The sequence below is a fragment of the Myxococcus hansupus genome, from assembly GCF_000280925.3.
GTDB lineage: Bacteria > Myxococcota > Myxococcia > Myxococcales > Myxococcaceae > Myxococcus > Myxococcus hansupus.
The window spans coordinates 7,677,706-7,699,430 of record NZ_CP012109.1 but is presented as its reverse complement, the minus strand read 5'-3'; the positions used below and the strand labels follow the sequence as shown (position 1 = coordinate 7,699,430).

The window sequence follows — 21,725 nt, the reverse complement described above, 5'->3', positions numbered from 1 at the left end:
CCGGACCGGGATGTCGCCGGGCCGGCGGTGCCTTCGTGGCGGAATCCTCCATTCCCAACGCAGCCCGTCTGGTCGCCCATCAGCAGACGTCGCAGGCCCTTGGTAGGGTGCTCGGCGCTTCTTCTCAATTGGGGGTCATATGCGTTTGCGTCACTGGTCGCTGCTGCTGGTTCCTACCTGCGCGGCCTGGCTGGGTTGCGCGGGGGGTGAGCCGGGTTCTGCCTCGGATTTCGGCGACGGACAGTCGCCTGTGAATCGGGACAGTCCTTCGGGCGAGCCACAGTCCGATGTGGATGTGATTGAGCCCGGGCCCGGCGATTCCGAAACGCCTTCCGCGGACGTGGTGTTGGTGAAGCAGACCACGCGCTTCCACACGGCGGTGGGCATCGCCGAGCGGAGCGAAGACCTCTCCGCGAATCCTCCCGAAATCTACGTGCCCTCGGGGACGACGTTCAGCGTCGTGTCTGGCTCGGCGTCTCCACAAGGCTGGCGCTTCACGGGCATCCCGTCGGGCGCCTATTACCTGCGGACCGGCAATTCCTTCATCATCACGTCCGCGCGCGAGGTGGACATCGGCTCCCAGCAGTTGGGTCGCCCCGACACGGTGTTCAGCCAGACGCTGTGGACGCCGCTGCAGATGAACCTGGTGAACCTGGCGCCGTGGTCGACCTACAACGGGGTGACGGAGCCCGGGTCGAGCCTCCAGATTGCCTCCGCCCAGGTGAACCTCTACGGGGCCGTGAATGTCTTTGACGCCGTGGCGGATGGGCAGACCCACCTGCTCACCAACGACGCGGACGTCTTCACCAGCACCGCCAATGCCCTGCCTGTCTTCGAGGCCAACAAGGGAGACCGGCTGTATGTGAGCCAGCACGCCCAGCTCCAGGCGGGGACGCTGCCGGATGGCCGCCCATTGGGGTACTCGGCCCTGGTGCGCAGCGTGGAGATGGGCGCGTTCGACTTCGTTCCGGACGGGGTGACGCCGATGCCCCTCACGGGCGTCATGCGGCCGGTCCCGATGCGGGAGTTCCCCATCGAATGGCGGCTGCCGGAGTTCACCCGCCACGCGGAGGGGGTGCATCCACTCGCTTCGGCCAACTACGCCTCGTTCTACGTGATGCCCGCGGCGCACGGCCTGAGTGATGGCTGGGTGGGGTACTCGGGGGAGACTCTGTCGCTGATGCTGCCCCGGGGGACTTCGTTCAACTTCACCCGACGCCTGTCCTACGGCAATCCGTTCCCGTCTTCCTGGGAGATGGTGGCCGCCGCGCAATACACCTTCCGGGTGTTGGAGGAGGTGCCGGATGGCTCGGGCACCCTGTTCTCCCTGGGGGCCAACATGTACACCTACGAGGAGTTGGACAGTTACGTCGCGGGTCCCGTTGTTCCGCGGGTGTCGCCTCCGCGTGAGGTGACCATCGACGGTGTGCCCGCGAGCACGCCGCGCGAGGTGGGCACCGCCAGCCCCGTCATCGCCTGGCTCCCGCCCGTGGTGGGGACGCCCTCGCTCTATCGGGTGCTCATCTACCGGTTCGACACGACCCGGCGCATGGGGGTCTTGCATCGCAATCTGTACGTGCCCGGTTCGGCGACGCAGGTGCGGTTGCCCCCCGGCACGTTGGACCCGGCCGCCATCCACTACCTGCGTGTCGCCGCCATGGAGGTGTCGGGCTACGACCTGGCGCAGAACCCGTTCAGCACGATGGACCGGCTGCCGCATTCGCGCGCGGACGCCATCAGCTCGTTCTTCACCACGCCGTGAGGCGCGGACGTTGAGTCCCAGGCCCGCTACTTCGCCGTCATCGCCTGGTAGCGGGCCAGGCACTGCTGGAAGCGTCGGTCCACCGAGCGCGCGAACCACGCTGTGGTGAGCTCGCGCTTCAGCTTGGGGCTCTGGAGCGTCACCCGGGGAAGCTGGGCGTAGGGAGGCGCCTCACCGGTTTCACGTTGGTAGATGCGCTTCACCGCGCGGAACGTGTCGGTGGACTCGAACGCCAGCTCCTTCTCCTTGCCCACGTCGCGGCGCACCGTCCGTTCGCTGAGGTCGGGCGTGTAGCGCTGGCGGAATGCGAGCAGCGCTTGCAGGGACTTGCTGTCCTGGCTTCGAGGCTCGCCCTGCTTGTCATAGAGCTGGAAGTCGCCGTCCGGTGCCAGGGGATGGCCGGTGAGGCGGCTCACCTGGGACTGGAGCGCGGCGTTGCGTGAGGCATAGACGCCCGCGTTGTAGTCCGCGAAGCGGAAGAGCGGCTCCGGGTACGCGGCCTCGTATCCGAGCAGCCGCGCGGTGCCGTAACGCACGCCGCCCGCGCGTGTGTACATGGACTCGCGCACCTGGGCGGGGTCCGCGTCCTCGCCTGCCTTCAGCATCGCGTAGCGCACGCTGACCTGCATGGAGCCCGCGGTGGTGACGGGGTTGAACTCGTGCAGGCGGCCGGAGGCGAAGAGGCCACTGGTGAAGTCCACGACCTTGAAGGCGCCCGGGTAGCCGTCCTCGTAGTACGCGAGCATGTCGCGGAAGAGCCGGTCCAGGTCGCGCTCGGTGCGCAGGGCATTCAGCCGCGCGTCGAAGGTCTTCGTGCTGCCCTTCGCCTTGCCTTCCAGCACGGAGGTCAGGACCTTCCGGCCCAGGGGCCCGAGCTTGTCCGCGTGCTCTTCCAGGCGGGTGCGCACCATGCGCGGCAGGCCGGGCACGGCGGGGTCCTCCTTGTAGCCGGACTCCTGTTCGATGACGGCCAGCACCGAGCACACCGCGGGCGGCGACGGCACGAGGTCCTCCACCTCCAACGCGGCCAGCACGTCGCGGGCCCAGCCCTCGCGGTTCGCCAGCTTCGGCGGCATCAGCTTCGCGACCTGGGACGCGGAGAGCCGGGGCTGCGGTGGAATCGGCGGCGAGGCCGCGCCAGCACCACGGGACGCGCACGCGCTCATCGTGCCCAGCACCGCGAACAGCCCCAGCCACGCGCCGTGTCGCCTCCGCCTGCGTGGCGCGGGTCCAGGCGCCACGCCGCGCCCGCCGGACGTCTGGGACTGCCGGGGACTGGGGACCTGCATGGGCTCGCCTCCAAGGGATGCCACTCCGACGTCTAGGCGGAGTGTGCTCGGAGCGAAAGCCCGCGTCCTCCTGCCCGCTCGCCATCAGGGCGGACGGGCAGGAGCGTGGCCGTGCCGGGGCGGCCTTCCTCGCGGGAGGGCCTGCCTCGCCATGGGCGGGACTCAGCGGCGAATCTGCACGTCGCGCGCGACGGTGCGGCCCCCCATCAGCACGAACCGAGCGCGCACCGGCGTGCCTTCCTTCAGCTCGCGCAGCGGCACCTTCCGGCCCTGCCGCAGGCCCCGGCTGCCACGGTCCAGCTCCAGCTCGTACTCGCCACCCTCTCGGTCCATCACCGTGATGGTGTTCTGCTTCACGCGGGTGACGCGCCCGCTCACGGAGCTGCTGGCGATGATGACCTCTTCCAGGCCCTCGCCGCCGGAGCCGCCCGTTCCTCCCTGCGAGGCATCCTGAGCCGCGCGCGCCGCGCCGAGGTACCAGTCCTCATCCGCGTTCGCCTGCACGGCCTCGGAGCCAATCATCACCCGGCCCGCGTTCGCCTGCGCTGCGCTGTTCCGCGCGGGCATCGGGTCCACCGGGGCGGGGGCACGCACGGGCGCGCCTTCCAGCGGGGCCGCCCGCGCGGACGCGTCCGAGAGCTCCTGGGCCGTGGCGTTCATCACCGGCGTCCGCTCCGACACCGCGGTCGCGGGCTGAATCGCCGCGTTGCCTGTCGGACCGCGCACGCCCGTCACCGGCGCGGCGGTGGCGAGGCCGTCCGCCGTGTTCGCTTCGATATTGCTGGAGGCGGTGACGTCCGCCCGGGGCTCCCGCTCACGGCAACCCGACGCCAACGCACAGAGGCCCAGCATCCCCACCCACGCCCATCCTTTTCCCATCCCGTTCCCCCAGAGTTCCCACTCGAACCGTTTCGCGCCTACCTGTGCAAACTGCGTGCACCGGCCCTCGGGTGGGAGGCGCGCGTTGGAAAGCGGCGCTGAGGGGTGGACACTCGTCACGGGCCGGTGTGCGCCGGCCGACGAAACGGCGGGGGGGGCCTGTCCGCGCTACGCGGCCACCGCCGCCAGGGCGCGCGCCACGCCCTTCACGTGTGAGCGCACCAACTCGCGGGCGCCCATCAGCTCCGTGGCGTTCTCTGGCGCGTAGCCGAGGCACAGCACCACGTCGTCCTCCGGCGCCGCGCGCACGCCCAGCTTCACGTAGTCCAACGTGCGGGGCACGGGCTCTCCGTCCGTGTCGCGGTTGAAGCGGCCGAACACGGTGGCATGGGTGCCGCGCCGGGGGGCCGTCTCCTTCAGCGCGAACATCCGGCGCACGGCGGCGAGCGCGTCGGGCCGCTCCATCAGCACCTCCGGACGCGCGGGGCCGGCCAGCTCCCACTCCAGGAGGCGCAGGCAGCCGCGCACGAACTCCACGTCGGTGATGACCAGCCCGTACAGATACCAGTCCGCGCAGGCCACCTGGACCAGCCGCGCCTGGGCGTCCGTGAGCCAGCCGAACGAGGGACAGGTGAACGTCTCACACACCGACGCGCGGTAGACGCCGCAGTCGCGCAGGTCCACGCCGCCCGTCGTCAGCGGATGCGCCAGGCAGCCCACCCGCTTGCGCTCGTTGTCGAGGAAGCCGAGCAGCGGACACACCCGGACCGCGGAGAACATGGGCTCCGCGCGCCGCGCCTCGAGCAGCTCCCGCGCGGCCTCCTGCCACGCCGAGGCTTCCCACGGTACGCGGCGCAGCCGCTCCGTCTGCATGGCGAGCTGCTCGGCCACCGCCATGCGGGAATGGTCCCGGAAGTTATAGAGGCCGCAGCAGGCACCGCAGGAAGCGCCTCCACCGGGCTGGCACAGGTGGAAAGAAACAGTCACGCTTCACATCTTACGAGCTCCAACGATTCATGCAGGAGAATCGTGAGGGGCCCGGGGCAGGTCGCCCCAGGATGTGGACTCAGAACCACTCCGGGCGCATGCGCGCGTAGGAATCCTCGCTTGTCCGGCAGAGCCGGGCCAGGAGGGGGACTCGGGGCAGCTCCACCGCGAACCAGTACTGCGCGGCCGCCAGCTTGCCCTCGTAGAAGTCGCGCTCCGGCGCGCCACGGGCCAGGGCCTCCTTCGCCGCCGCGGCCTGGGCCAGCCAGCGCCACGCCACCGCGAGCACGCCGAAGAGGTCCAGGAAGTCCGCGCTGTGGCGCAGCATCAGCTCCACCTCGCCGGACATGCCGCGGGCGCCCAGCTCCGACACGACGGCGGTGGTCTCCGCCAGGGCCTGTTCGAGCGCCTCGCTCCACGCGGGCGTCACGTCCACGGCGCGCGCTCGCGCCACCGTGGCGCCGACCTCCTCCGCGAAGGCCTGGAGCGCCGCGCCGCCGCCCGCCACCACCTTGCGCCCCAGCAAATCCAGGCCCTGGATGCCGGTGGTGCCCTCGTGGATGCTGTTGAGCTTCTGGTCTCGCAGCCACGCCTCGGGCAGGTACTCGGTGGAGTAGCCATAGCCACCGTGGACCTGCACCGCGAGCGCGTTGGACTCGAAGCCGCGCTCGGCGGGGAAGGACTTCGCCACGGGCGTCAGGAGGTCCACCAGCAGGCCCGCGCGTTGGCGCGCCTGTTCGTCCGCGGCGTGGCCCGCGACGTCGGCGTGGTACGCGGCCGCGAGCAGCAGCGAGAGGCCGCCTTCGACAATCGCCTTCTGGCGCAGCAGCATCCGCCGGACGTCCGCGTGCTCGATGATGGGCGTCTGCGGGTGTGACGCGTCGCGGAGGCCCGCGGGGCGGCCCTGGGGCCGCTCACGCGCGTAGGCCACCGCCTCGTGGTAGGCGACCGTCGCGGTGGCCACGCCGTTCATGCCCACCATGATGCGCGCCTCGTTCATCATCTGGAACATGCACGCCAGGCCGCGGCCGGCGGGCCCCACCAGCCAGCCGTGGCAGTCGCCGGACTCGCCGTAATTGAGGACGAGGCTGGGGATGCCCTTCCAGCCAATCTTGTGGATGACGCCCGCCACGCGGACGTCGTTGTCCACGAGCTTCCCGCCCTCGGGCCGCCGCGAGGGCACCGCGAAGAGGGAGATGCCCCGCGTGCCGCCCTCCGCGCCCTCGATGCGCGCCAGCGTGAGGTGCACCACGTTCTCGCTGAAGTCCTGGTCCGCGCCGCTGATGAAGATTTTCGAACCCTGGATGCGCCAGCTCCCATCGGGCGCGGGGGTCGCGCGCGTGCGCACGTCCGCGAGGCTGCTGCCCGCCTGGGGCTCGGTGAGCGCCATGGTGCCGGTCCACTCGCCGCGGTACATCGGCTCCATGAAGGTGGCCTTCACCTCCGGCGAGCCGAACACCTCCAGCAGGTGCGCGGCGCCCAGCGTCAAACCCAGCCAGGCGTACACGCTGAGGTTGGCGGCCATGAGGTAGGCCGTGGACGCCGCGTGCACGGTGAGCGGGAGCTGCTGTCCGCCCACGTCCGGCGGGCGCGTGGCGGTGAGCAGGCCCAGCTCCACCATGCGCGGGTACAGGTCGCGCATCAGCGGATGCACGTGGACGCGGCCGTCCTGGAAGGACGGCGGCTGCGCGTCCATGGCGCGGTAGGTGGGGTAGAGCACCTCGCGGGCGAAGCGGCGTGTGCTGTCCAGCAGCAGGGCGAAGGTGTCGCGCGAGTGCTCGGCGAAGGCGGGCAGGGCACACAGCGACGTGGCGTCCAGCACCTCGTAGAGCTGGAAGTCCACGTCGCGGTCCGACAGCAAGGGATTGGGGCGGGGCGCGGTCATGCGCCCGTGTTAGCAGGCGCGCTAGTAGGACGCGAAGGCTGCCTCGAAGTCGAGGTCATCCGCGTCATCATCCCAGTCCGTCACTGGACGTGAGTCCTCGTCGTTCGCCGCCGCGTACTGGCGCTCGGTGTCCTCGTCGTCCGAGAAGGCGGACTGCTCCAGCGGGATGCCCTCGCCCACCAGGGGGAGCACGGACACGCCCAGCAGCGCCATGGCCAGGGCCGTCTCCATGGACTCCATCAGGGGCTCCTGGGAGCGGTGCCACCAGCGATGGTGCCCGCGCTTGCGGCGCCGCAGCCGCTCCAGGCAGGACGGCCCCAGCACCTGGATGCCCGCGCCGCCCAGGGCCGCGAGCGCCAGACCACACGCCACCGACGACGTTCCGTGCGGCCGTCCCCGAAGCGGGCGCGGCGGCGCGTGGGCGTCCGTGGCTGAAAGGCCGGGGCCCAGGGGCCGGGCGGGCATGCGCGTGCCTCCGCGCGTGCGCCACGGGGCGGGACGAACTCTCCGGGGAGACGGGGTCCACATGGGATGTCACACTCCTCACTCGGCCTATCCCCCGCAGGCGATATCCGCTGGCGGAAGGTGGTGAGCGTTCCGCGAACTCGCCATGTGGGAGTTGCTCGCTCCCTGTCCGAAGGGTGGGGGAGCGGGAGAGACGCGAGGCGCACGCCTGCCTGTCTGCCCTTGTCCTTGCACTCCGCGTACGATGGGCGGCCAACGATGCCCACGCCCTCCCTCGCGTTTCATGTCCTCGCGGTGACTGGCTTTGGCGCTTGCATCCCCTGGTTGCTCCAGGAGGCCGAATCACTGGGCGGTCGGCGAGGGCAGGTGGATGTGGCCGTGGCCGTCGCGGCCGGAGGGCTGTTGCTCCTGTCGTGCCACGCGCTGGCGTCGTTGTGGCTTGCCCGCCCGCTCACCGCGCTGCGCTCACGCGCGGAGGTGGGCACGTATGTGCTGGTGCTGGCCGGGGTGGCCACACTGGGCCTCCTGGGGCTTCACCTCCTGACATCCGCCGAGCCACGGCCCGCGCTGGGAGGCTTCTGTCTGGGATTGGCCACCTGGCTGAGCGCCCTGGGCTTCCAACTGGTGCCGTCGCTGTTCCTGGGGCGCGACGGCTTCGTGGACCACCTGGGTCGGCGCACGCGCTTCACGGAGCTGGAGTGGTTCCGTCTGCGGAAGCAGGACGGCGAGCTGCCGCGCACGTGGCTCCAGGCGGGGCGCGGCGACACGCTCCGGCTGGAGGTCCGCCTTCCCCACGATGAGGCGGAGCGGGCGCGCGGGCAGATGGTCCAGGCCGGCCTCGCGCCCCGCGCGCAGGGGCGTTGAGCGCTACTTCGCCACGGGCGGCGCGGGCCAGTGCGAGCGGCCCGTCATGCCCTTCCACGGGTCTCCGCCCACGCCGAAGGCCACGAGCTGGAAGGGCTCCGGGCCGGTGACCTCCACCAGGCCCACGCCGGGGACCTCCGGGGACCACGCGGCGGTGAGCCCGGCCGGAAAGGAGTACTCCGTCACGGGCAGCTCGCGGCCCGCCACCTTCGCCGTCGTCTCGCGCAGGAGCTTGGGTTTCCAGACGCCGGGTCGCTCCGGGTTGGCGAAGGCGTCCTTCGTCTCCTGCGGCGGCCTTCCGGGCACGCTGACCCGCGTGTGCAGCACCTGGTCCGCGGTGAAGACCTTCCCCTTCACGAGGAACTCGAACAACACGCGGCCCGTGCCAGGCACCTCGATTTCGAGCAACAACCAACGCCCGCGCTGACCTTCGTGCGTGTCATGCGCGCCGACCTTGAACACGAAGGTGGCGGAGCCCGCCGGGGTGTTGCCCACGTAGCGGGCCCAGCCACCGTCACGGAGCACGAGCGGCAATCCCAGCATGCTGTCCTGGGCCGTCACGGGTGCGGCCAGCAGGCAGAACAGCAACACGCCGAGGCTCCAAGCGGTGCGTGTCATCGTCTCTCCAAAAGGTCAGGCATCTGTCTGGAAATGGGATGGATTTGCCATAACATCGCGTGCATGCGACGCCTCCTGGCAGCCGTGTCTGTCGTGTGTTGGTTCGCGGGGGCCTCCGCGGAAGCTTCGGGCAACGCGCCCGCCACGCCTCCCCCGGCGGAGACCATCACCGTGGCGCCCTCGCGCATCGCCGAGGCCCGGGCGCTGGTGCCGCCTCCGTTGCTCCATGCCCGGTTCCAGCCCGTGGTGGGGACCTGGGTGGAGTACGAGTATCGCTCCAAGCAGGCGCGCTTCCCCGTGCGAGTGGCCGTGGTGGGGACGACCCAGCGCGAGGACGGGCAGGTGCTCTATCAGGTCGAGCTCGACTATCAGACGGAGCCCCGGACCTTGATGGTGGCCTGGGTCGTGGGCGGCGCGCGGCCCATCGTCGAACGGATGGCCGTCTCGGTTCCGCCCACGGCGCCCATCTCCCTGCCCGTGGACCTCTACATGGACCAGCCCGAGCTGCGAGGGACGCTGACGGAGGAGAAGCCCACGGACATCCGCGCGGGGAAGTTCGCGGGGAAGGCCGCGCAGCGCGTCTACCGCCAGGAGGACCAGCGGGTGGTGACCGTGGTCATGACGCCGAAGGTGCCGGTGTCCGGTGTCGAATCCATCCGCGATGACACCGCCACCTGGGTGGCGCGCGCATCGGGGACCGGCGCGCAGCCCGCGCTGAGCGCCGTGCCCATCGCCATTCCGCGGCTGCCTCAGCAGTGAGCGCGAGGACCCGCTCACCCCAGCGGGTATCCGAGCACGAGGTAGAAGCCGCGCACGTAGATGGTGAAGCCCGCGAACATGTCGGGGGCGAAGGTGGCGATGCCTCCCATGAAGATGATCAGGGCGAACAGCAGCATCGAGAACTCCGCCATGGCCTGTCCCCGCGTGCGCGGGCGCCGCAACCACTTCAGGGTTCGCGTCATCAATCCAGTCATGGAATGGACTCCGTCAGAGGGGGGGTCCACTCCTGGACCACGGTGACAAGGGATTCGGGGGGACCGTCCTTGGCGACGGGCGCCAGTGACACGGAGAGCCGCTCGCCTCGCTTCTGGAAGGTGAGCATCTCCACGCCGTGCGTGCCCGAGCGCGCTTCGGATGGGGTGTAGCCACGCTCGGCGAAGGCCTCGCGGTAGAAGGCCGCCAGCATCGTGGGCGTGCCGGTGGCGACCTCGGTGAGCGTCATGCTGTTCGCGGCCGGGCCCGTGCTCCGGTCATCCACGCGCAGCACCGTCATGGCCCCGGGAGGCCGTGGCAACGTGGCGGGCGCGCTCCCGTGCAGGTGCATGCCCTGGGGCGTCTCCACGATGGAGGGAAACACGAGCGTGCGCTGGGGCTTGCTCCCCATGCCAATGGCGGTGATGGAGACGAGCGCGCCCCGAATCTCGTCGTAGTAGTTCACCACGCCGCCGCCCGCGCCGTCCGGTTGGTGCGTGACGCGGCGGCCCTGGCGGCGGAACTCACGGGCGTAGAACTCCATCACCTCGCCCGGCGGGCTCTGCGTTTCGAAGAACGCCATCTCCATGGGATTGCCGTTGGTCTCCATCCGGCCCATGGGGATGAGCGTGGTGCGGGGGAAGGCCGGGAAGCGGTCCTGCATGGGGGAAGGTGTTGGCGTGGGCGCCACCGGCTCGCGGGCGGGGGCCGGCTCGGCCTGGGAGGCGGGCACCGGTTCCGGAGGCGGCTCTGGCAGCGTGACGGCGGTGAGCACCAGCAGCAGCAGGCCGCCGAGCCCGAGCCACCGCGTCAGCGCGCCTGTCCTGTCGGTGAGCCGGCTCATGCGGTCCCTTCATGCCGAGGGCGTGGTGATTCCATGCGCGCACTCAACGGGATGTGGGGCTGGGTTGGACACACGCGTCCGACCCCTCGTAGTTGTGATAGTCCTGCCGCTTGATGCTGAAGATGTACTGGTCGGAGTAGATGGATTCGGGGCGCAACGAGCCCGTCGCTCCCTGGAAGAACGGGCCGCGGCAGTTGTGGGCACGCATGGGCCAGTTGTCGCCATTGCCGCCATCCTGCGAGAACCCCCGCTTCTTCTTGACGGCGTCAGGCTCACAGTCGTTGAAGCACCACTTCGTGTCGTTCTCCCAGTAGACGGCTTGCAGTGCATCTCCTGGCACCGTGCGCACCGAGCCCGTGGCCCAATACCGATCCTTGGATGGGCGCTTGGGGTGTTCAGTCACGGGCCGAATCCAGACGGAGTCACGGAGATAGCTGTTGGAGAATGGGAAATCCAAGCCCAGCACCCCGAGCACGTCTCCAATGGAGTCGAGCGCGCCTCCCGAGTTGGCGGAGACGCCCGCGTAGGCGATGCGCCGCACGCGGTCATACGTGCGTTGCTCGACGCGGTTGTACGCGGCGTCGTTGTCTGCTGGGACGTCGCCGGGCTCCCAGGCCCGCCACGTGTCATGGAAGAGGTAGAACCGCTCCGTCATCCGCAGGTCCAACGGGTCGTCGCCGAAGCCCGTCGTGTACATGGCGATGGTCTCCGGGATGAAGGCGTTGCGGAGGGTGAGCTCGATGTCGGTCTGGACGGCGCCCACGCGTGCTTCCAGCCCCATCTGCCGTGCGACAGCGGCCGCGGTGCCGCCCAGCGCGCTCATGGCCGTGTTGGCGGCCGCCATCAAGCCGCCGCCCGTGTTTTGTCCCGACATGGAGCGCGACGTCAGGGGCGCATCCGCGTTCCGGGCCGTGACGGACACCGTGAACCGGCCCTCGAAGCTGGGGTGCAGGTCCCCTGTCTTCGTGGAGCCATCCAGGTCCTTGTAGCGCGCCTGGGCGTCCGCGGCGATGCGGTCCACGTCCGTCCTCACGGTGCGCTCGAAGGCGACGTAGCGGGCCAGTTCGGCGCCCTTGAGGCGCACGCGCTGAATGTCCCAGAAGTAGTTCGACCAGAGCACCAGCACGATGAGCAGCGGGGCCAGCAGGGCGAACTCGACGGTGGCGGCGCCACGTCGTGCCCGAAAGGAGCCGCGCCGGCGGCGAGGAGCGATGCGAGGCTTCATGGTGGCTCCGTCAGTAATTGAAGGCGTTCCTGAACCAGCCCGCGCTGAGGTCCCACTCCCGAATCATCACGCGCATGGCGGAGTCCTCCCAATGCGTCTTCACCGGGGCCAGGCGGGCCGTCCACAGCGGGTTGAAGAAGTTGGGCTGCTCTTTCCAGACACCGGGGCGGTGGTAGACGGCGCGGCCCACGGCGATGGCCATCATTCCGCCGGTCGTCTCGCGGAAGTGCGCCGCGTCTCCGTCCAGGGCCCCGCTCTTCATCTTGTAGCCGCCCACGTACTTCCAGGTCATGTCCAGAAACCCGCCGCCCACGACTTCGTTCTCAGTCGCTTTCTCGGACTTCCACCAGGCGGACTCGTTCGTCATGAAGGCGTTGTCCCGCAGGTTCTTCATCTGGAAGGGCGCCTCCGTCTCCCCGCTCTCCGCGCCCATGTCCTTGGAGAGGACGGTGACGTTGCACGGGTAGCCGAAGTGGTACTGCCAGGGCCGGACGAAGCTGGGGTCGGAGGTGACGAAGGGCGTGATGCCCTCCCAGTTGTGGTGGTCGTCCGTCTTGCGGCGGCCAAACTCCTGGTGGAAGCCGCCTTGGGCATCCGCGGCGGCGCGGAAGCGGAACTGGAAGACATTGCGCCAGCGGCCGAAGTAGCAGAGCGGGCGGAGTCGAATCCGGATGTCGTCCGCGGCGTAGAGCTGGTCCTTGCGGTTGTTCTCGAAGTTCTCGTCGAAGCTCTTGATTTGACTGTCAGCCGTCTTCTCGATGCGCACCTGGAAGGCGGCCAGGCACAGGTTCAGGTTCCATTGCCGGCCAATGAGGATGGGACCGTCACCCACGGCCGTCCATTCCCGCCGCATGGCATTGGCGATGTTGCCCATGAGCAGCCGGTACTTGGCCATGTCCGGCTCGGAGAGCTTGTTGTCTCGCAAGAGCCTGGAGCGAGTGCCCATGCCGGTGGGGTCGGAGATGCTCACGCTGCCGCTGCTGCGAGGTCCATCGTCGATGGGGTGGAGGAAGTTCTTCAGGTTCGAATAGTTGGTGCTGGTGACGGCGTTCAGGACCGAGAGCCCGGGGTTGGAGCCTCCCGAGCCATAGGTCATCGCCAGGCCGACCTGGGCCTTGGGGTCGGTCCCCTGGACGACCAGGTTTCCATCGGAGGTGACCAGGTCCATGAGCGTGCCGAACAGCATGGCTTCCTGGGCCAGCCACAGCGCGATGTTCAAGCCGGTGAGGATGGGAATCAGCGCCCTGGCGACCACCTCCACGGCGGATTTCCATAACTTCAGGGCCTGTTCCACCGCGGCGAAGATGCCGCCGATGACAGGAATGACCTTGAGCACGCTCGCGACGTTGCGAATCGTCTGGTCCAGGTAGACGGCGTGGCTCACGTAGGACATCACGGTGAGCATGGCCGAGTAGTGCACCACCATCGCGCGGTTGGTGTAGGCCAGGAAGTTGTAGGCCCGGGCCTCCTTCACCGCGATGGAGTACGCCTGGGCGTCGGCCGCGTCCTGGAGTTTGATTTTCTCGTAGACGCCATGGCCAATGCTGACGGACGCCATGACGCTGACGGCCAGCACGAGCATGGCGACGGCGCCAATGACCATGGCCTGGCCGCGCTCATCGCGGCGCATCCTGCGGAGGAGGCGGAACATGGGGGCTGCTCCAGTCCGAGTGGGGGACTCAGCTATCGACCGCGCAGCGGCGCGGCCCGTGCTCGTCGTTGTCGAAGTAGTTGGACTGCATGCGCATGGACCAGGTCGCGACCAGCGGCATCACATAGGTGCGCTGGCCGGCGAGCGTGCTCACGCGACGGTGGTCCAGGCTGCGCGCGGCGCCGCGCTGCTCCAGATAGGTGGTGGCGGACTGCCCACCCACGCGCTGATTCTCGAACTGGAGGCCGCGCAGTTGGTCCAGGTATTCGCGGCCCATGTAGAAGCTGTGCAACTGCCAGTTCGCGAAGGGGATGCGCATCTCGTAGAAGTAGGTCAGCCGGATGGAGAGGAGATTCGCCTCGACGATGCGGTCATCCCGCACATCGTCGTAGTCGACCTCTCGGGCTTGCATGTGCGCGCCGTACACTGCGAAGAGGTTGTCCAGGTCCCCGAGCCTGGGGTTGACCACCTCGAGCCGGAACAGCGGCAGCCCGCCCGACGCGTACTTCGGAAAGATGGGCACGAAAGTGTTTTCGAAGGGCCCGGTGAACAGCGTCCCCAGGTACTCCTCGTGGACGTCCTTCGTGAAGTCGAGCGTGTCGACGCGGCTCTTCACGCCATTGAGGGGCGCCAGCGTGGGCAACAACGCGGTCAGGGTGGCCTTCCGCATGATGTTGCAGTCGCCGTGATTGACGATGCCCGCCCGGGCGGCGCGGTAGGCGCCGTACTCCGTCATCAGCCGGGCGTGATGCACCATGCCCAGTTGGATGGTGCCGAGGACGATGAAGACCATCATCGGGATGATGAGCGCTGACTCGACCGCGACCTGGCCGGATTGACGGCGACGACGGAGGTCAATGGGGTCCATGGTCCTCTAAAGGCTTACAGTAAACCTCCCCCCGGCCCCGACCCGCGTCTGATGTCTGCGTGTGAAAGGCTACTGAATCTCTTTGCCATTGCAAATGTCTGCTCTGTCACTTTCGTCCATGCAGTGACAGATGCCATGCGCTTGCGGGCATGAATTAATCAGCAAATCATGTTTTCTGTGCATGTCTGCGCCCAGGCGTGCCAGGAAAGGGACTGTCGGCTGGTGGAAAGCCGCAGGTTCCCAGGAGGGCAGCTCCCATGTGGGCTGTTAACGTCGTGTGCCTTCCATGACGCACCCCCATCGAAGTTCTCCGGACGCGGCCCCGGAGCCGGTGCTCCCCGGACTGGACGCCTTTCAGCAGGTTGCCGAGAGCATTCCCCACCTTGTCTGGGTGACGCGCGCGGACGGCCGGCATGAGTACTTCAACGCTCGGTGGTTCGCCTACACCGGCCTGTCCCCCGAGGGTTCGGTGGGCACGGGCTGGGAGCGGGCCTTCCATCCGGACGACCTGGAGGAGGCGAACCGGCGCTGGGCCCACTCCCTGCGCACCGGTGAGCCCTACGAGGTGGAATACCGCTGCCGCCGGCATGACGGCGTGTGGCGCTGGCACCTGGGCCGGGCGCAGCCGGTCCGCGACGACGGCGGCCGCATCCTCAAGTGGTTTGGCACCTGCACGGACATCGAGGAGCAGAAGCGCGCCACGGACTCCATGTCCCTGCTGGCCGAGGCCAGCGCGCTCTTGTCCTCCTCCTCGCTGGATTACGAGGCGACGCTCGCGGCGCTGACGCGGCTGGTGGTGCCGTCCCAGGCGGACTGGTGCGCCATCGAAATCGCCTACGAGGATGGCTCCACGCGTCAGGTGGGTGTGGCCCACGTGGACCCGGAGAAGGTGCGCTACGGCGAGGAGCTGCGGGTGCGCTACCCGCCGCGCCACGAGGACCCTTCGGGCGTGCTGTCCGTCATCCGCACCGGAGAGCCGGTGTTGCTGCCCGAGGTCCCGGACGCGCTGCTGGTGGCGGGTGCGCGTGACGCGGAACACCTGCGCATCGCGCGGGAGCTGGGGCTGCGCTCGGTCATGGTGCTGCCGCTGAAGGCTCGCGGGCGGACGATTGGCGCGCTCTCCCTGGTCCATGCGGAGTCCGGGCGGCGGTTTCGTCCGTCGGACATGCTGCTCGCCTCGCAGCTCGCGGAGCGCGCGGCGGTGGCCCTGGACAATGCCCGGCTCATCAAGGACGCGCGGCGGATGGAGGAGCGCTTCCGCTCGCTCGTGACCGCGTCCACGCAGGCCGTCTGGGTGACGCGCCCGGATGGCGACATCGAGGAGGACAGCCCGTCGTGGCGCGCCTACACCGGGCAGACCTTCGCGGAGTGGCGGGGCCACGGTTGGCTCACCGCCGTGCACCCCGAGGAGCGCGACGCGGCGGCCCGAACCTGGTTCGCCGCCGTGGAGCAGCGCCGCCCCTACGAGTCCGAGCAGCGCCTGCGCCGCCCGGAGGGGCACTACACCCCTTCACGCGTGCGGGCCGTGCCGGTGCTCAACCCCAACGGCTCCATCCGGGAATGGGTGGGCACCACCACGGACATCTCCGCCCAGCGCCTGGTGGAGGAGGCCTCGCACCGGGCCGCCCGGGAGGCCGCGGTGCGCAGGCTGGAGGCGCTGCGCGCGGACGTGAGCCTCGCCCTGTCCCGGGAGGGGACGGTTCCAGACATCCTCCAGGACTGCGCGGAGGCGGTGGTGACGCACCTGGCCGCCCAGACGGTCCGGTTGTGGCTCTACGCACGCGACACGCACACCCTGGAGCTGGCGGGCAACGCGGGGTCCACCGCGCCGCCGCGCGACAGGTGGATGCGGGTGCGGGTGGACGGCCTGAGCATGGTGAGCGAGGTGGCGCGGCTGCGCACGCAGCTCCGCGTGGATGACCTGTGGACGGACCCGCGGGTGTTGGACCACGCCTGGCTGCGGGAGATGAACATCCATGCGTTCGCGGGCATGCCGCTGATGGTGCGCGGGCAGCTCGTGGGGGCGCTCGGCGTCTACCGCGACACGCCCTTGGACGATGACGCGGTGGCGGCGCTGGCGGCGGTGTCGGACGCCATCGCGCAGGGTGTGGAGCGGCGCCGCGCCGAGGAGTCGCTCCAGCAGCACGTGCAGGAGCTGGCCCGCTCCAACGAGGAGCTCCAGCAGTTCGCCTACGTGGCGTCGCATGACTTGCAGGAGCCGCTGCGCATGGTGGCCAGCTACACGCAGCTTTTGGGCCGGCGCTACAAGGGCAAGCTGGACTCGGACGCGGACGAGTTCATCCATTACGCGGTGGATGGCGTCAACCGCATGCAGCGGCTCATCCAGGACCTGCTGGCCTACTCACGCGTGGGCACGCGCGGCAAGGATTTGCGGCCCTGTGACACGTCCCGGGCCATGGCGCGGGCGACGGCGAACCTGCGCGCCGCCATCGAGGAGACGCACGCCACGGTGGAGCACGGCCCGCTGCCCGCCGTGCTCGCGGACGAGACGCAGCTCACCCAGTTGTTCCAGAACCTCGTGGGCAATGCGTTGAAGTTCCATGGGGACGCGCCGCCCCGCGTCCAGGTGAGCGCCGAGGCCCAGGGAGAGGAGGTTTGCTTCACGGTGCGCGACTTTGGAATTGGCATCGCGCCGGAGTACTTCGAGCGTATCTTCGTCATCTTCCAGCGGCTCCACGGCAAGGAAGAGTATCCAGGCACGGGGATTGGCCTGGCCATCTGCAAGAAAATCGTCGAGCGCCATGGCGGACGCATCGGCGTGGAGTCGCGGCCCGGCGAAGGCACGGCCTTCTGGTTCACCCTGCCCGCCGTCCCGCCCCACCTGGAGTCTTGAAGACATGAGTCACGACGCGACTGGCAGACCGATTGAAATCCTGTTGGTGGAGGACAACCCGGGTGACGTGCGGTTGACCATCGAGGCCCTCAAGGAGGGCAAGGTGCGCAACAGCCTGTCGGTGGCGCGCGACGGCGTGGAGGCCCTGGCCTTTCTGCGGCGCGAGGGCGCGTTCGCGAACGCGGCCCGGCCGGACCTCATCCTGCTGGACCTCAACCTTCCTCGGAAGGACGGGCGCGAGGTGCTGGCGGAAATCAAGGAGGACGCGTCCCTGCGCCGCATCCCCGTGGTGGTGCTCACCACGTCCAAGGCGGAGGAGGACATCCTGCGCACCTACGACTTGCACGCGAACTGCTACATCTCCAAGCCGGTGGACCTGGAGCAGTTCATCTCCGTGGTGCGCTCCATCGACGACTTCTGGCTCTCCGTCGTCCGGCTGCCGTCCAAGCCCGAGGCTCCATGAGCGAGCGGAGCATGGAGGGACGGCCGCTGCGCCTGCTGCTGGTGGAGGACAACCCGGGCGACGCACGGCTGCTCCAAGAGGAGCTGAAGGAGATTTCCACCGCGCGCTTCGACGTCCTCCATGTGGAGCGGCTGGCGGACGCGGTGCGGGTCCTGGGGGCTTCCGGCGTGGACGCGGTGCTGTTGGACTTGTCGCTGCCGGACGGGCAGGGGCTGGCCAACATCCCGCGCCTGCTCCATGCCGCGCCGGCGGTGCCGCTGGTGGTGCTCACCGGCACGGACGACGAGCAGTTGGCGGTGCAGGCCGTGCACGAGGGCGCGCAGGACTATCTGGTGAAGGGGCAGGTGACGGGGCCGCTGCTGGTGCGGGCGCTGCGGTACGCCATCGAGCGCAAGCGCGTGGAGGAGGGGCTCCAGCGCGAGGAGGCGGCGCGGCAGACGGCGGTGTTCCGCGAGCAGTTCCTGGGCATCCTGGGCCATGACTTGCGCAACCCGCTCCAGGCCATCTCCGGCAACGCGGCGCTGCTGTTGCGTTACGGCGGACTGGCGGAGCCGCAGCGCAAGGCCGTCAACCGCATCTCCATCTCCGCGGACCGCATGGCGCGGATGATCAACGACCTGCTGGACTTCACGCGCACCCGCCTGGGCGGAGGCTATGCGCTGACGCGCGCGCGGATGAACCTGCACGACGTGTTGCGCCAGGTGGTGGAGGAGCTGGAGGTGGCGCACCCCCTGCGCCGCTTCGAGCTGACCCTGGCGGGCAATGGTTGGGGGGAATGGGACGCGGACCGCATCGCGCAGGCGGCCTCCAACCTGGTGGGCAACGCCGTGCAGTACTCGCCCGAGGACACGTCGGTCACCGTGTCCGTGCACGACGAGGACGAAGGCCTCCGGATGGAGGTGCACAACTGGGGCTTGCCCATCCCTGGGGAGCGGCTGCCCCACATCTTCGACCCCTTCGTGCGCGCGCAGGACATGCGCAGCGCGCAGCGCAACGGGCTGGGCCTGGGCCTCTACATCACCTACGAAATCGCGCGCGCCCATGGCGGCATGGTGCAGGTGTCCTCCACGCCGCAGGAGGGCACGCGCTTCGGGTTGTACCTGCCGCGCTTCGAGTCGGCGGGCGCGTCGCTGCGGTAGCTGGCCGCCTGCCCGCCGGGCACGCGGACGGACAGGCCTGGAGCATCCGGGGAGACGGCGCCGCGAGCGGCGGGACGACACACCTTTGACAGGTGAAGCTCACGTGGCCGCGTCCGGGAGGGTGGCGCGGCCCCTGCTCGAAAGGTGTGTCAGCCCATGGAAATCCTTGGCGCCACGATTCTGGGAGTCGTCATCTTCGCCGTCCTCATCATGGCTGTGATTCTGGGCGGGGCCTTTGGCAACAAGCAGGAGCGCAACCTGCGCGAGCTGACGGAGCGTCAGCGGGCGGCGGGGCTGACGGGGGACGTCACCATGAATGACCGACTGGGTGACCCGACGGACCGCGCGGTGCACACCTAGCTGGGGCCCGTGTTGACGCCAGGCCGGGCCAGGGGGCCCGCGCGGGCGTCCGCGGGAGGGAAGACCGCGCCCAGCAGGGACTCGAGCTGCGCGCACATGGCAGGGGCCACGCGCACCTGTCCCAGCCAGGGCAGGTGTTCGGGCCGCAGGCGCGCGAGTGTGCGCGCCACGTGGCGGCGGCGGTGCTCCGGGGTCGTCTCGCGGGAGAACGCCGAGGCATCCCGGGTGAAGAAGGACAGCGCGTCCGCGGCCTCCAGCAGCGCCACGTCCCGGGCGTTGCCAGTCGGTCCACCGCGCATCACCAGCTCCCTCACGCGCCGGCAGAGGGCGTCATCCGCGCCCGCTTCCTCCAGAATCCACGCCAGGCGGTCCGCGCCGCGAGGCTGCTCCACCGCGCGCAGGAGCGCCGCGGCCTGGACGGGGGCGTCCACCTCCGGCCGCAGCCGCAGCACCCATTGCCAGGTGTCCAACGCCCGGTAGAAGTCCGCGCGCGACGCCGGATGTTTCAGGTCATGCAATGCTCGGTGTCTCGCCAACAGTCGGCGGAAGGCGGGCACGGACGAGGCCGCGTTTCCGCGGGCAATCAGACACTGATAGCGCGTCAGGATTTCGAGCGCGGCCACCGTGAGCGCCTCGCGGCTGGCGCCCGTCAGGTGGATGGCCAGCCACTCGGTGCTCTCGGCCGCGTCGAGGATGCGCCCGTCCCAGGCCAGCGGGTCGAAGGACTGCGCGTTCCATTCGGCGGCGTCCAGGGAGAGCACCCGTGCGCCGCGACCCGCGGACAGCGGTGCGATCTGCACGGAGGGAAACTCCCGCTGCACCAGGAGCCAGCCATGGCCCGCGGCGGGGCCCTCGGTCCTGAAGTCGGAGAGCAGGAGCTGGCGCAGCATGGCGGCCTCCCGGCAGGCGGGCGTGTTGCCCGTGCAGGTCGCGCCCAAGCTGGCGTCAGGGGCCCCGCGTGCCTACTCCCTCCGGGAGTCCCGGCGCGCGTGGGGTGGTCAACGAAGGCATCGGAGGAGGCGCGCTCCTCGTCCCAGGGGAGCGCGTGCCGCCGAAGCCTCGTGACGTCCGTCAGGTGCTGCTAGGGCCGGCCCGGGTCCGCGGGCTGGTTGAAGGCGTAGGCGCTGGCGCCGGGCGCCCGGTCCTCGTGGAAGAGAGGGCACTTGGCGCAGGTGAAGCTGTCCCAGTCCTTCTTCACCGCGACGTCGATGCAGCCGCCGTAGAAGCGGCAGTGCACGTTGCGGTGCTCGTCGATGGAGAAGGACTCGGCCCGCAGCGGAAGGCGGAACTCGGTGGGTCGTGGCAGTGGACAGGACATGGTGCCTCTCTCGCCCCCCTCATGGGACGTGTCATTCCTCTACCCGCCATTGCGCCGCGTCATTCCCGGCGCGTCCGGAGCCACCCACGCCACCCAGGACGTGGGCCTCACGGCGCTCAGCAGGAGGGAGTCCACTCTCTAACGAGGAGGGGCCACGGCGCGCATCCACCCGGGCGCGTCCAGAGGCCAGCGGGGCGCCCCGCCCGTGAGGCGGGCGGGCGCTCATCCGCCAGGGGGGCTGCTCACACCTGAAGCGACTTCTCGATGTCCGACAGCTTGAAGCGCGCCATGGCGAGGTTCGCGCTGGTTCGGTGCAGGGCCACGTAGAGGAACAGGCCGTCCTTGGAGCCCAGCGGCCGGATGAGGTGGTACTGCTCACCCAGCGTGATGAGGATGTCCTCGATGCGGTCCTTGATGCCCAGGAGGCTCATCGCCTTCATCTTGGCGCGCACCACCTCGGTGTTGGCCGCGGCCGCCGTCTCGATGTTGAAGGCGGCGTTGCCACCGACGCTGCCCAGGCACATGCCGCTCTTCGAATCCGCGAGGCAGGCCGCGAAGGCTCCTTCAATCTTCAGCGTCTCTTCCAGGGACTGCTTCACGTTCGCCATGACTTCGCTTTCTACCTGGGGGTGGGGGGTGGACGGCTTCGGGGCCGCGGAAATCAACTCATCCAGGCCATACGTCAACTGACTGGAGTAGGTGCGCGGCTGGGGCACGAAGAGGGCCTGCGCGTCCGTGAGGGACAGCAGGGCCTCGAGCTGCTCCGACATGTGCCGCCGCAGCATGTCTCGCATGGTGTCCCGGGGAACCAGGCCCCACGTCACCAGCGTCTCGCAGAAGTTGCCGCCATTCTGCCGGCACTCCGCCACGACCTGCTCCACGTCCTCGCGGCTCACCACCTGGTCCCGGATGAGGACCGTCGAGAAGTTGAGCGCCCCCGGGCTGTTGAGGACCGCCCAGGCCACCTTCCTCGCGACGACGAAGATCCGCCCGGACACGGTGGTGGACCTGACAACCACCTCCCCACCGAGTTTGCTCTCCAGGGCCTCGTGAAGCACGGTCCGTACGACTTGACGGGGAGCGGGGCTCAACGGGCGGGGAGCAAGTTCCATGGGGACGGGTCCAGAATGCTCCAGGTGGATATACGACTCAGGGGCGGGGAATGGGGTGAATATATACAGTTACGCCGAATCATCGCAACTGCACTGTAAAAACTCAGGAATAACCCAAGAGGTGGGGCTATATAGACTCATTTTGGGGTTATGCAACCCACGTCGCAAGA

The 21,725-nt window shown here is 69.3% G+C and carries 21 protein-coding genes; 7 read left to right on the top strand and 14 right to left on the bottom strand.

What is annotated here, in order from left to right; genetic code table 11:
* The first annotated feature begins 139 nt into the window (after positions 1-139).
* Positions 140-1,762: a hypothetical protein gene (locus A176_RS30105; protein ID WP_044891090.1), complete on the top strand. Its 1,623-nt coding sequence runs from the start codon at positions 140-142 to the stop codon at positions 1,760-1,762.
* 26 nt (positions 1,763-1,788) lie between these two features.
* On the opposite strand, the gene A176_RS30100 is transcribed toward A176_RS30105, so the two are convergent.
* From A176_RS30100 to A176_RS30080, 5 genes are all read right to left on the bottom strand, one after another.
* On the bottom strand, positions 1,789-3,051 hold the full coding sequence (locus tag A176_RS30100; protein WP_002638748.1) for a DUF1615 family protein: 1,263 nt from the start codon (positions 3,049-3,051) through the stop codon (positions 1,789-1,791).
* A 162-nt stretch (positions 3,052-3,213) separates the two neighbouring features.
* The gene (locus A176_RS30095; RefSeq protein WP_002638749.1) at positions 3,214-3,903 is read right to left on the bottom strand and encodes a hypothetical protein; all 690 of its coding nucleotides are present in this window, start codon (positions 3,901-3,903) and stop codon (positions 3,214-3,216) included.
* A 195-nt stretch (positions 3,904-4,098) separates the two neighbouring features.
* Positions 4,099-4,917 carry a hypothetical protein gene (locus tag A176_RS30090; protein ID WP_044891092.1) on the bottom strand — a complete coding sequence of 273 codons (819 nt, stop codon included), beginning with the start codon at positions 4,915-4,917 and terminating at the stop codon, positions 4,099-4,101.
* Positions 4,918-4,996: 79 nt separating this feature from the next.
* Positions 4,997-6,802, bottom strand: coding sequence for an acyl-CoA dehydrogenase (locus A176_RS30085; RefSeq protein ID WP_002638751.1), 1,806 nt, complete (start codon positions 6,800-6,802; stop codon positions 4,997-4,999).
* A 21-nt stretch (positions 6,803-6,823) separates the two neighbouring features.
* A complete protein-coding gene (locus A176_RS30080) occupies positions 6,824-7,267 on the bottom strand; it encodes a hypothetical protein (RefSeq protein WP_226994027.1) in 444 nt (147 codons plus the stop codon).
* A 258-nt stretch (positions 7,268-7,525) separates the two neighbouring features.
* Here A176_RS30080 and A176_RS30075 point away from each other — a divergent pair, with 258 nt between their 5' ends.
* Positions 7,526-8,131, top strand: a complete 606-nt coding sequence (locus tag A176_RS30075) for a hypothetical protein (protein WP_002638753.1) — start codon at positions 7,526-7,528, stop codon at positions 8,129-8,131.
* 3 nt (positions 8,132-8,134) lie between these two features.
* Here A176_RS30075 and A176_RS30070 read toward each other — a convergent pair whose 3' ends face one another.
* Positions 8,135-8,749, bottom strand: coding sequence for a hypothetical protein (locus A176_RS30070; RefSeq protein WP_002638754.1), 615 nt, complete (start codon positions 8,747-8,749; stop codon positions 8,135-8,137).
* A 63-nt stretch (positions 8,750-8,812) separates the two neighbouring features.
* On the opposite strand from A176_RS30070, the gene A176_RS30065 reads away from it, so the two are divergent.
* Entirely contained in the window at positions 8,813-9,508 is a 696-nt protein-coding gene (locus tag A176_RS30065) for a hypothetical protein (RefSeq protein WP_049872408.1), read from the top strand.
* A gap of 14 nt (positions 9,509-9,522) precedes the next feature.
* Here the strand turns inward: A176_RS30065 and A176_RS30060 are convergent, their stop codons facing one another.
* Genes A176_RS30060 through A176_RS30040 form a run of 5 tightly spaced genes read right to left on the bottom strand, consistent with a single transcriptional unit; the run spans position 9,523 to position 14,309 of the window.
* On the bottom strand, positions 9,523-9,711 hold the full coding sequence (locus A176_RS30060; RefSeq protein ID WP_226994026.1) for a hypothetical protein: 189 nt from the start codon (positions 9,709-9,711) through the stop codon (positions 9,523-9,525).
* Positions 9,712-9,719: 8 nt separating this feature from the next.
* Positions 9,720-10,565: a hypothetical protein gene (locus A176_RS30055; protein WP_002638757.1), complete on the bottom strand. Its 846-nt coding sequence runs from the start codon at positions 10,563-10,565 to the stop codon at positions 9,720-9,722.
* Between the two features lie 43 nt (positions 10,566-10,608).
* Positions 10,609-11,790 carry a TadE family protein gene (locus A176_RS30050; protein WP_002638758.1) on the bottom strand — a complete coding sequence of 394 codons (1,182 nt, stop codon included), beginning with the start codon at positions 11,788-11,790 and terminating at the stop codon, positions 10,609-10,611.
* Positions 11,791-11,800: 10 nt separating this feature from the next.
* Positions 11,801-13,441 carry a Tad domain-containing protein gene (locus A176_RS30045; protein WP_002638759.1) on the bottom strand — a complete coding sequence of 547 codons (1,641 nt, stop codon included), beginning with the start codon at positions 13,439-13,441 and terminating at the stop codon, positions 11,801-11,803.
* Positions 13,442-13,469: 28 nt separating this feature from the next.
* The gene (locus tag A176_RS30040) at positions 13,470-14,309 is read right to left on the bottom strand and encodes a TadE/TadG family type IV pilus assembly protein (RefSeq protein WP_002638760.1); all 840 of its coding nucleotides are present in this window, start codon (positions 14,307-14,309) and stop codon (positions 13,470-13,472) included.
* A gap of 286 nt (positions 14,310-14,595) precedes the next feature.
* Here A176_RS30040 and A176_RS30035 point away from each other — a divergent pair, with 286 nt between their 5' ends.
* The 4 genes from A176_RS30035 (at position 14,596) to A176_RS30020 (ending at position 19,125) form a co-directional block, all read left to right on the top strand.
* Entirely contained in the window at positions 14,596-17,163 is a 2,568-nt protein-coding gene (locus tag A176_RS30035) for a PAS domain-containing protein (RefSeq protein ID WP_002638761.1), read from the top strand.
* Positions 17,164-17,167: 4 nt separating this feature from the next.
* On the top strand, positions 17,168-17,626 hold the full coding sequence (locus A176_RS30030) for a response regulator (RefSeq protein WP_002638762.1): 459 nt from the start codon (positions 17,168-17,170) through the stop codon (positions 17,624-17,626).
* Between the two features lie 11 nt (positions 17,627-17,637).
* Positions 17,638-18,765 carry an ATP-binding response regulator gene (locus tag A176_RS30025; protein WP_002638763.1) on the top strand — a complete coding sequence of 376 codons (1,128 nt, stop codon included), beginning with the start codon at positions 17,638-17,640 and terminating at the stop codon, positions 18,763-18,765.
* 156 nt (positions 18,766-18,921) lie between these two features.
* Entirely contained in the window at positions 18,922-19,125 is a 204-nt protein-coding gene (locus A176_RS30020) for a hypothetical protein (protein ID WP_002638764.1), read from the top strand.
* Here the strand turns inward: A176_RS30020 and A176_RS30015 are convergent.
* From A176_RS30015 to A176_RS40305, 3 genes are all read right to left on the bottom strand, one after another.
* Positions 19,122-20,015 (bottom strand): hypothetical protein, encoded by an 894-nt coding sequence (locus tag A176_RS30015; RefSeq protein ID WP_002638765.1) that lies wholly within the window; start codon positions 20,013-20,015, stop codon positions 19,122-19,124. The genes A176_RS30020 and A176_RS30015 overlap by 4 nt on opposite strands.
* Positions 20,016-20,206: 191 nt before the next feature.
* Entirely contained in the window at positions 20,207-20,443 is a 237-nt protein-coding gene (locus tag A176_RS30010) for a hypothetical protein (protein ID WP_002638766.1), read from the bottom strand.
* A 242-nt stretch (positions 20,444-20,685) separates the two neighbouring features.
* Positions 20,686-21,441: a hypothetical protein gene (locus A176_RS40305; RefSeq protein ID WP_226994024.1), complete on the bottom strand. Its 756-nt coding sequence runs from the start codon at positions 21,439-21,441 to the stop codon at positions 20,686-20,688.
* Positions 21,442-21,725: the final 284 nt, after the last annotated feature.

Bases quoted from the DNA above. Each gene is read 5' to 3' on its own strand.
- A176_RS30105 (WP_044891090.1), top strand. From the start codon at position 140: ATGCGTTTGCGTCACTGGTCGCTGCTGCTGGTTCCTACCTGCGCGGCC.
- A176_RS30100 (WP_002638748.1), bottom strand. From the start codon at position 3,051: ATGCAGGTCCCCAGTCCCCGGCAGTCCCAGACGTCCGGCGGGCGCGGC.
- A176_RS30095 (WP_002638749.1), bottom strand. From the start codon at position 3,903: ATGCTGGGCCTCTGTGCGTTGGCGTCGGGTTGCCGTGAGCGGGAGCCC.
- A176_RS30085 (WP_002638751.1), bottom strand. From the start codon at position 6,802: ATGACCGCGCCCCGCCCCAATCCCTTGCTGTCGGACCGCGACGTGGAC.
- A176_RS30080 (WP_226994027.1), bottom strand. From the start codon at position 7,267: ATGCCCGCCCGGCCCCTGGGCCCCGGCCTTTCAGCCACGGACGCCCAC.
- A176_RS30075 (WP_002638753.1), top strand. From the start codon at position 7,526: ATGCCCACGCCCTCCCTCGCGTTTCATGTCCTCGCGGTGACTGGCTTT.
- A176_RS30070 (WP_002638754.1), bottom strand. From the start codon at position 8,749: ATGACACGCACCGCTTGGAGCCTCGGCGTGTTGCTGTTCTGCCTGCTG.
- A176_RS30065 (WP_049872408.1), top strand. From the start codon at position 8,813: ATGCGACGCCTCCTGGCAGCCGTGTCTGTCGTGTGTTGGTTCGCGGGG.
- A176_RS30060 (WP_226994026.1), bottom strand. From the start codon at position 9,711: ATGACGCGAACCCTGAAGTGGTTGCGGCGCCCGCGCACGCGGGGACAG.
- A176_RS30055 (WP_002638757.1), bottom strand. From the start codon at position 10,565: ATGAGCCGGCTCACCGACAGGACAGGCGCGCTGACGCGGTGGCTCGGG.
- A176_RS30050 (WP_002638758.1), bottom strand. From the start codon at position 11,790: ATGAAGCCTCGCATCGCTCCTCGCCGCCGGCGCGGCTCCTTTCGGGCA.
- A176_RS30045 (WP_002638759.1), bottom strand. From the start codon at position 13,441: ATGTTCCGCCTCCTCCGCAGGATGCGCCGCGATGAGCGCGGCCAGGCC.
- A176_RS30040 (WP_002638760.1), bottom strand. From the start codon at position 14,309: ATGGACCCCATTGACCTCCGTCGTCGCCGTCAATCCGGCCAGGTCGCG.
- A176_RS30035 (WP_002638761.1), top strand. From the start codon at position 14,596: ATGACGCACCCCCATCGAAGTTCTCCGGACGCGGCCCCGGAGCCGGTG.
- A176_RS30030 (WP_002638762.1), top strand. From the start codon at position 17,168: ATGAGTCACGACGCGACTGGCAGACCGATTGAAATCCTGTTGGTGGAG.
- A176_RS30025 (WP_002638763.1), top strand. From the start codon at position 17,638: ATGGAGGGACGGCCGCTGCGCCTGCTGCTGGTGGAGGACAACCCGGGC.
- A176_RS30020 (WP_002638764.1), top strand. From the start codon at position 18,922: ATGGAAATCCTTGGCGCCACGATTCTGGGAGTCGTCATCTTCGCCGTC.
- A176_RS30015 (WP_002638765.1), bottom strand. From the start codon at position 20,015: ATGCTGCGCCAGCTCCTGCTCTCCGACTTCAGGACCGAGGGCCCCGCC.
- A176_RS30010 (WP_002638766.1), bottom strand. From the start codon at position 20,443: ATGTCCTGTCCACTGCCACGACCCACCGAGTTCCGCCTTCCGCTGCGG.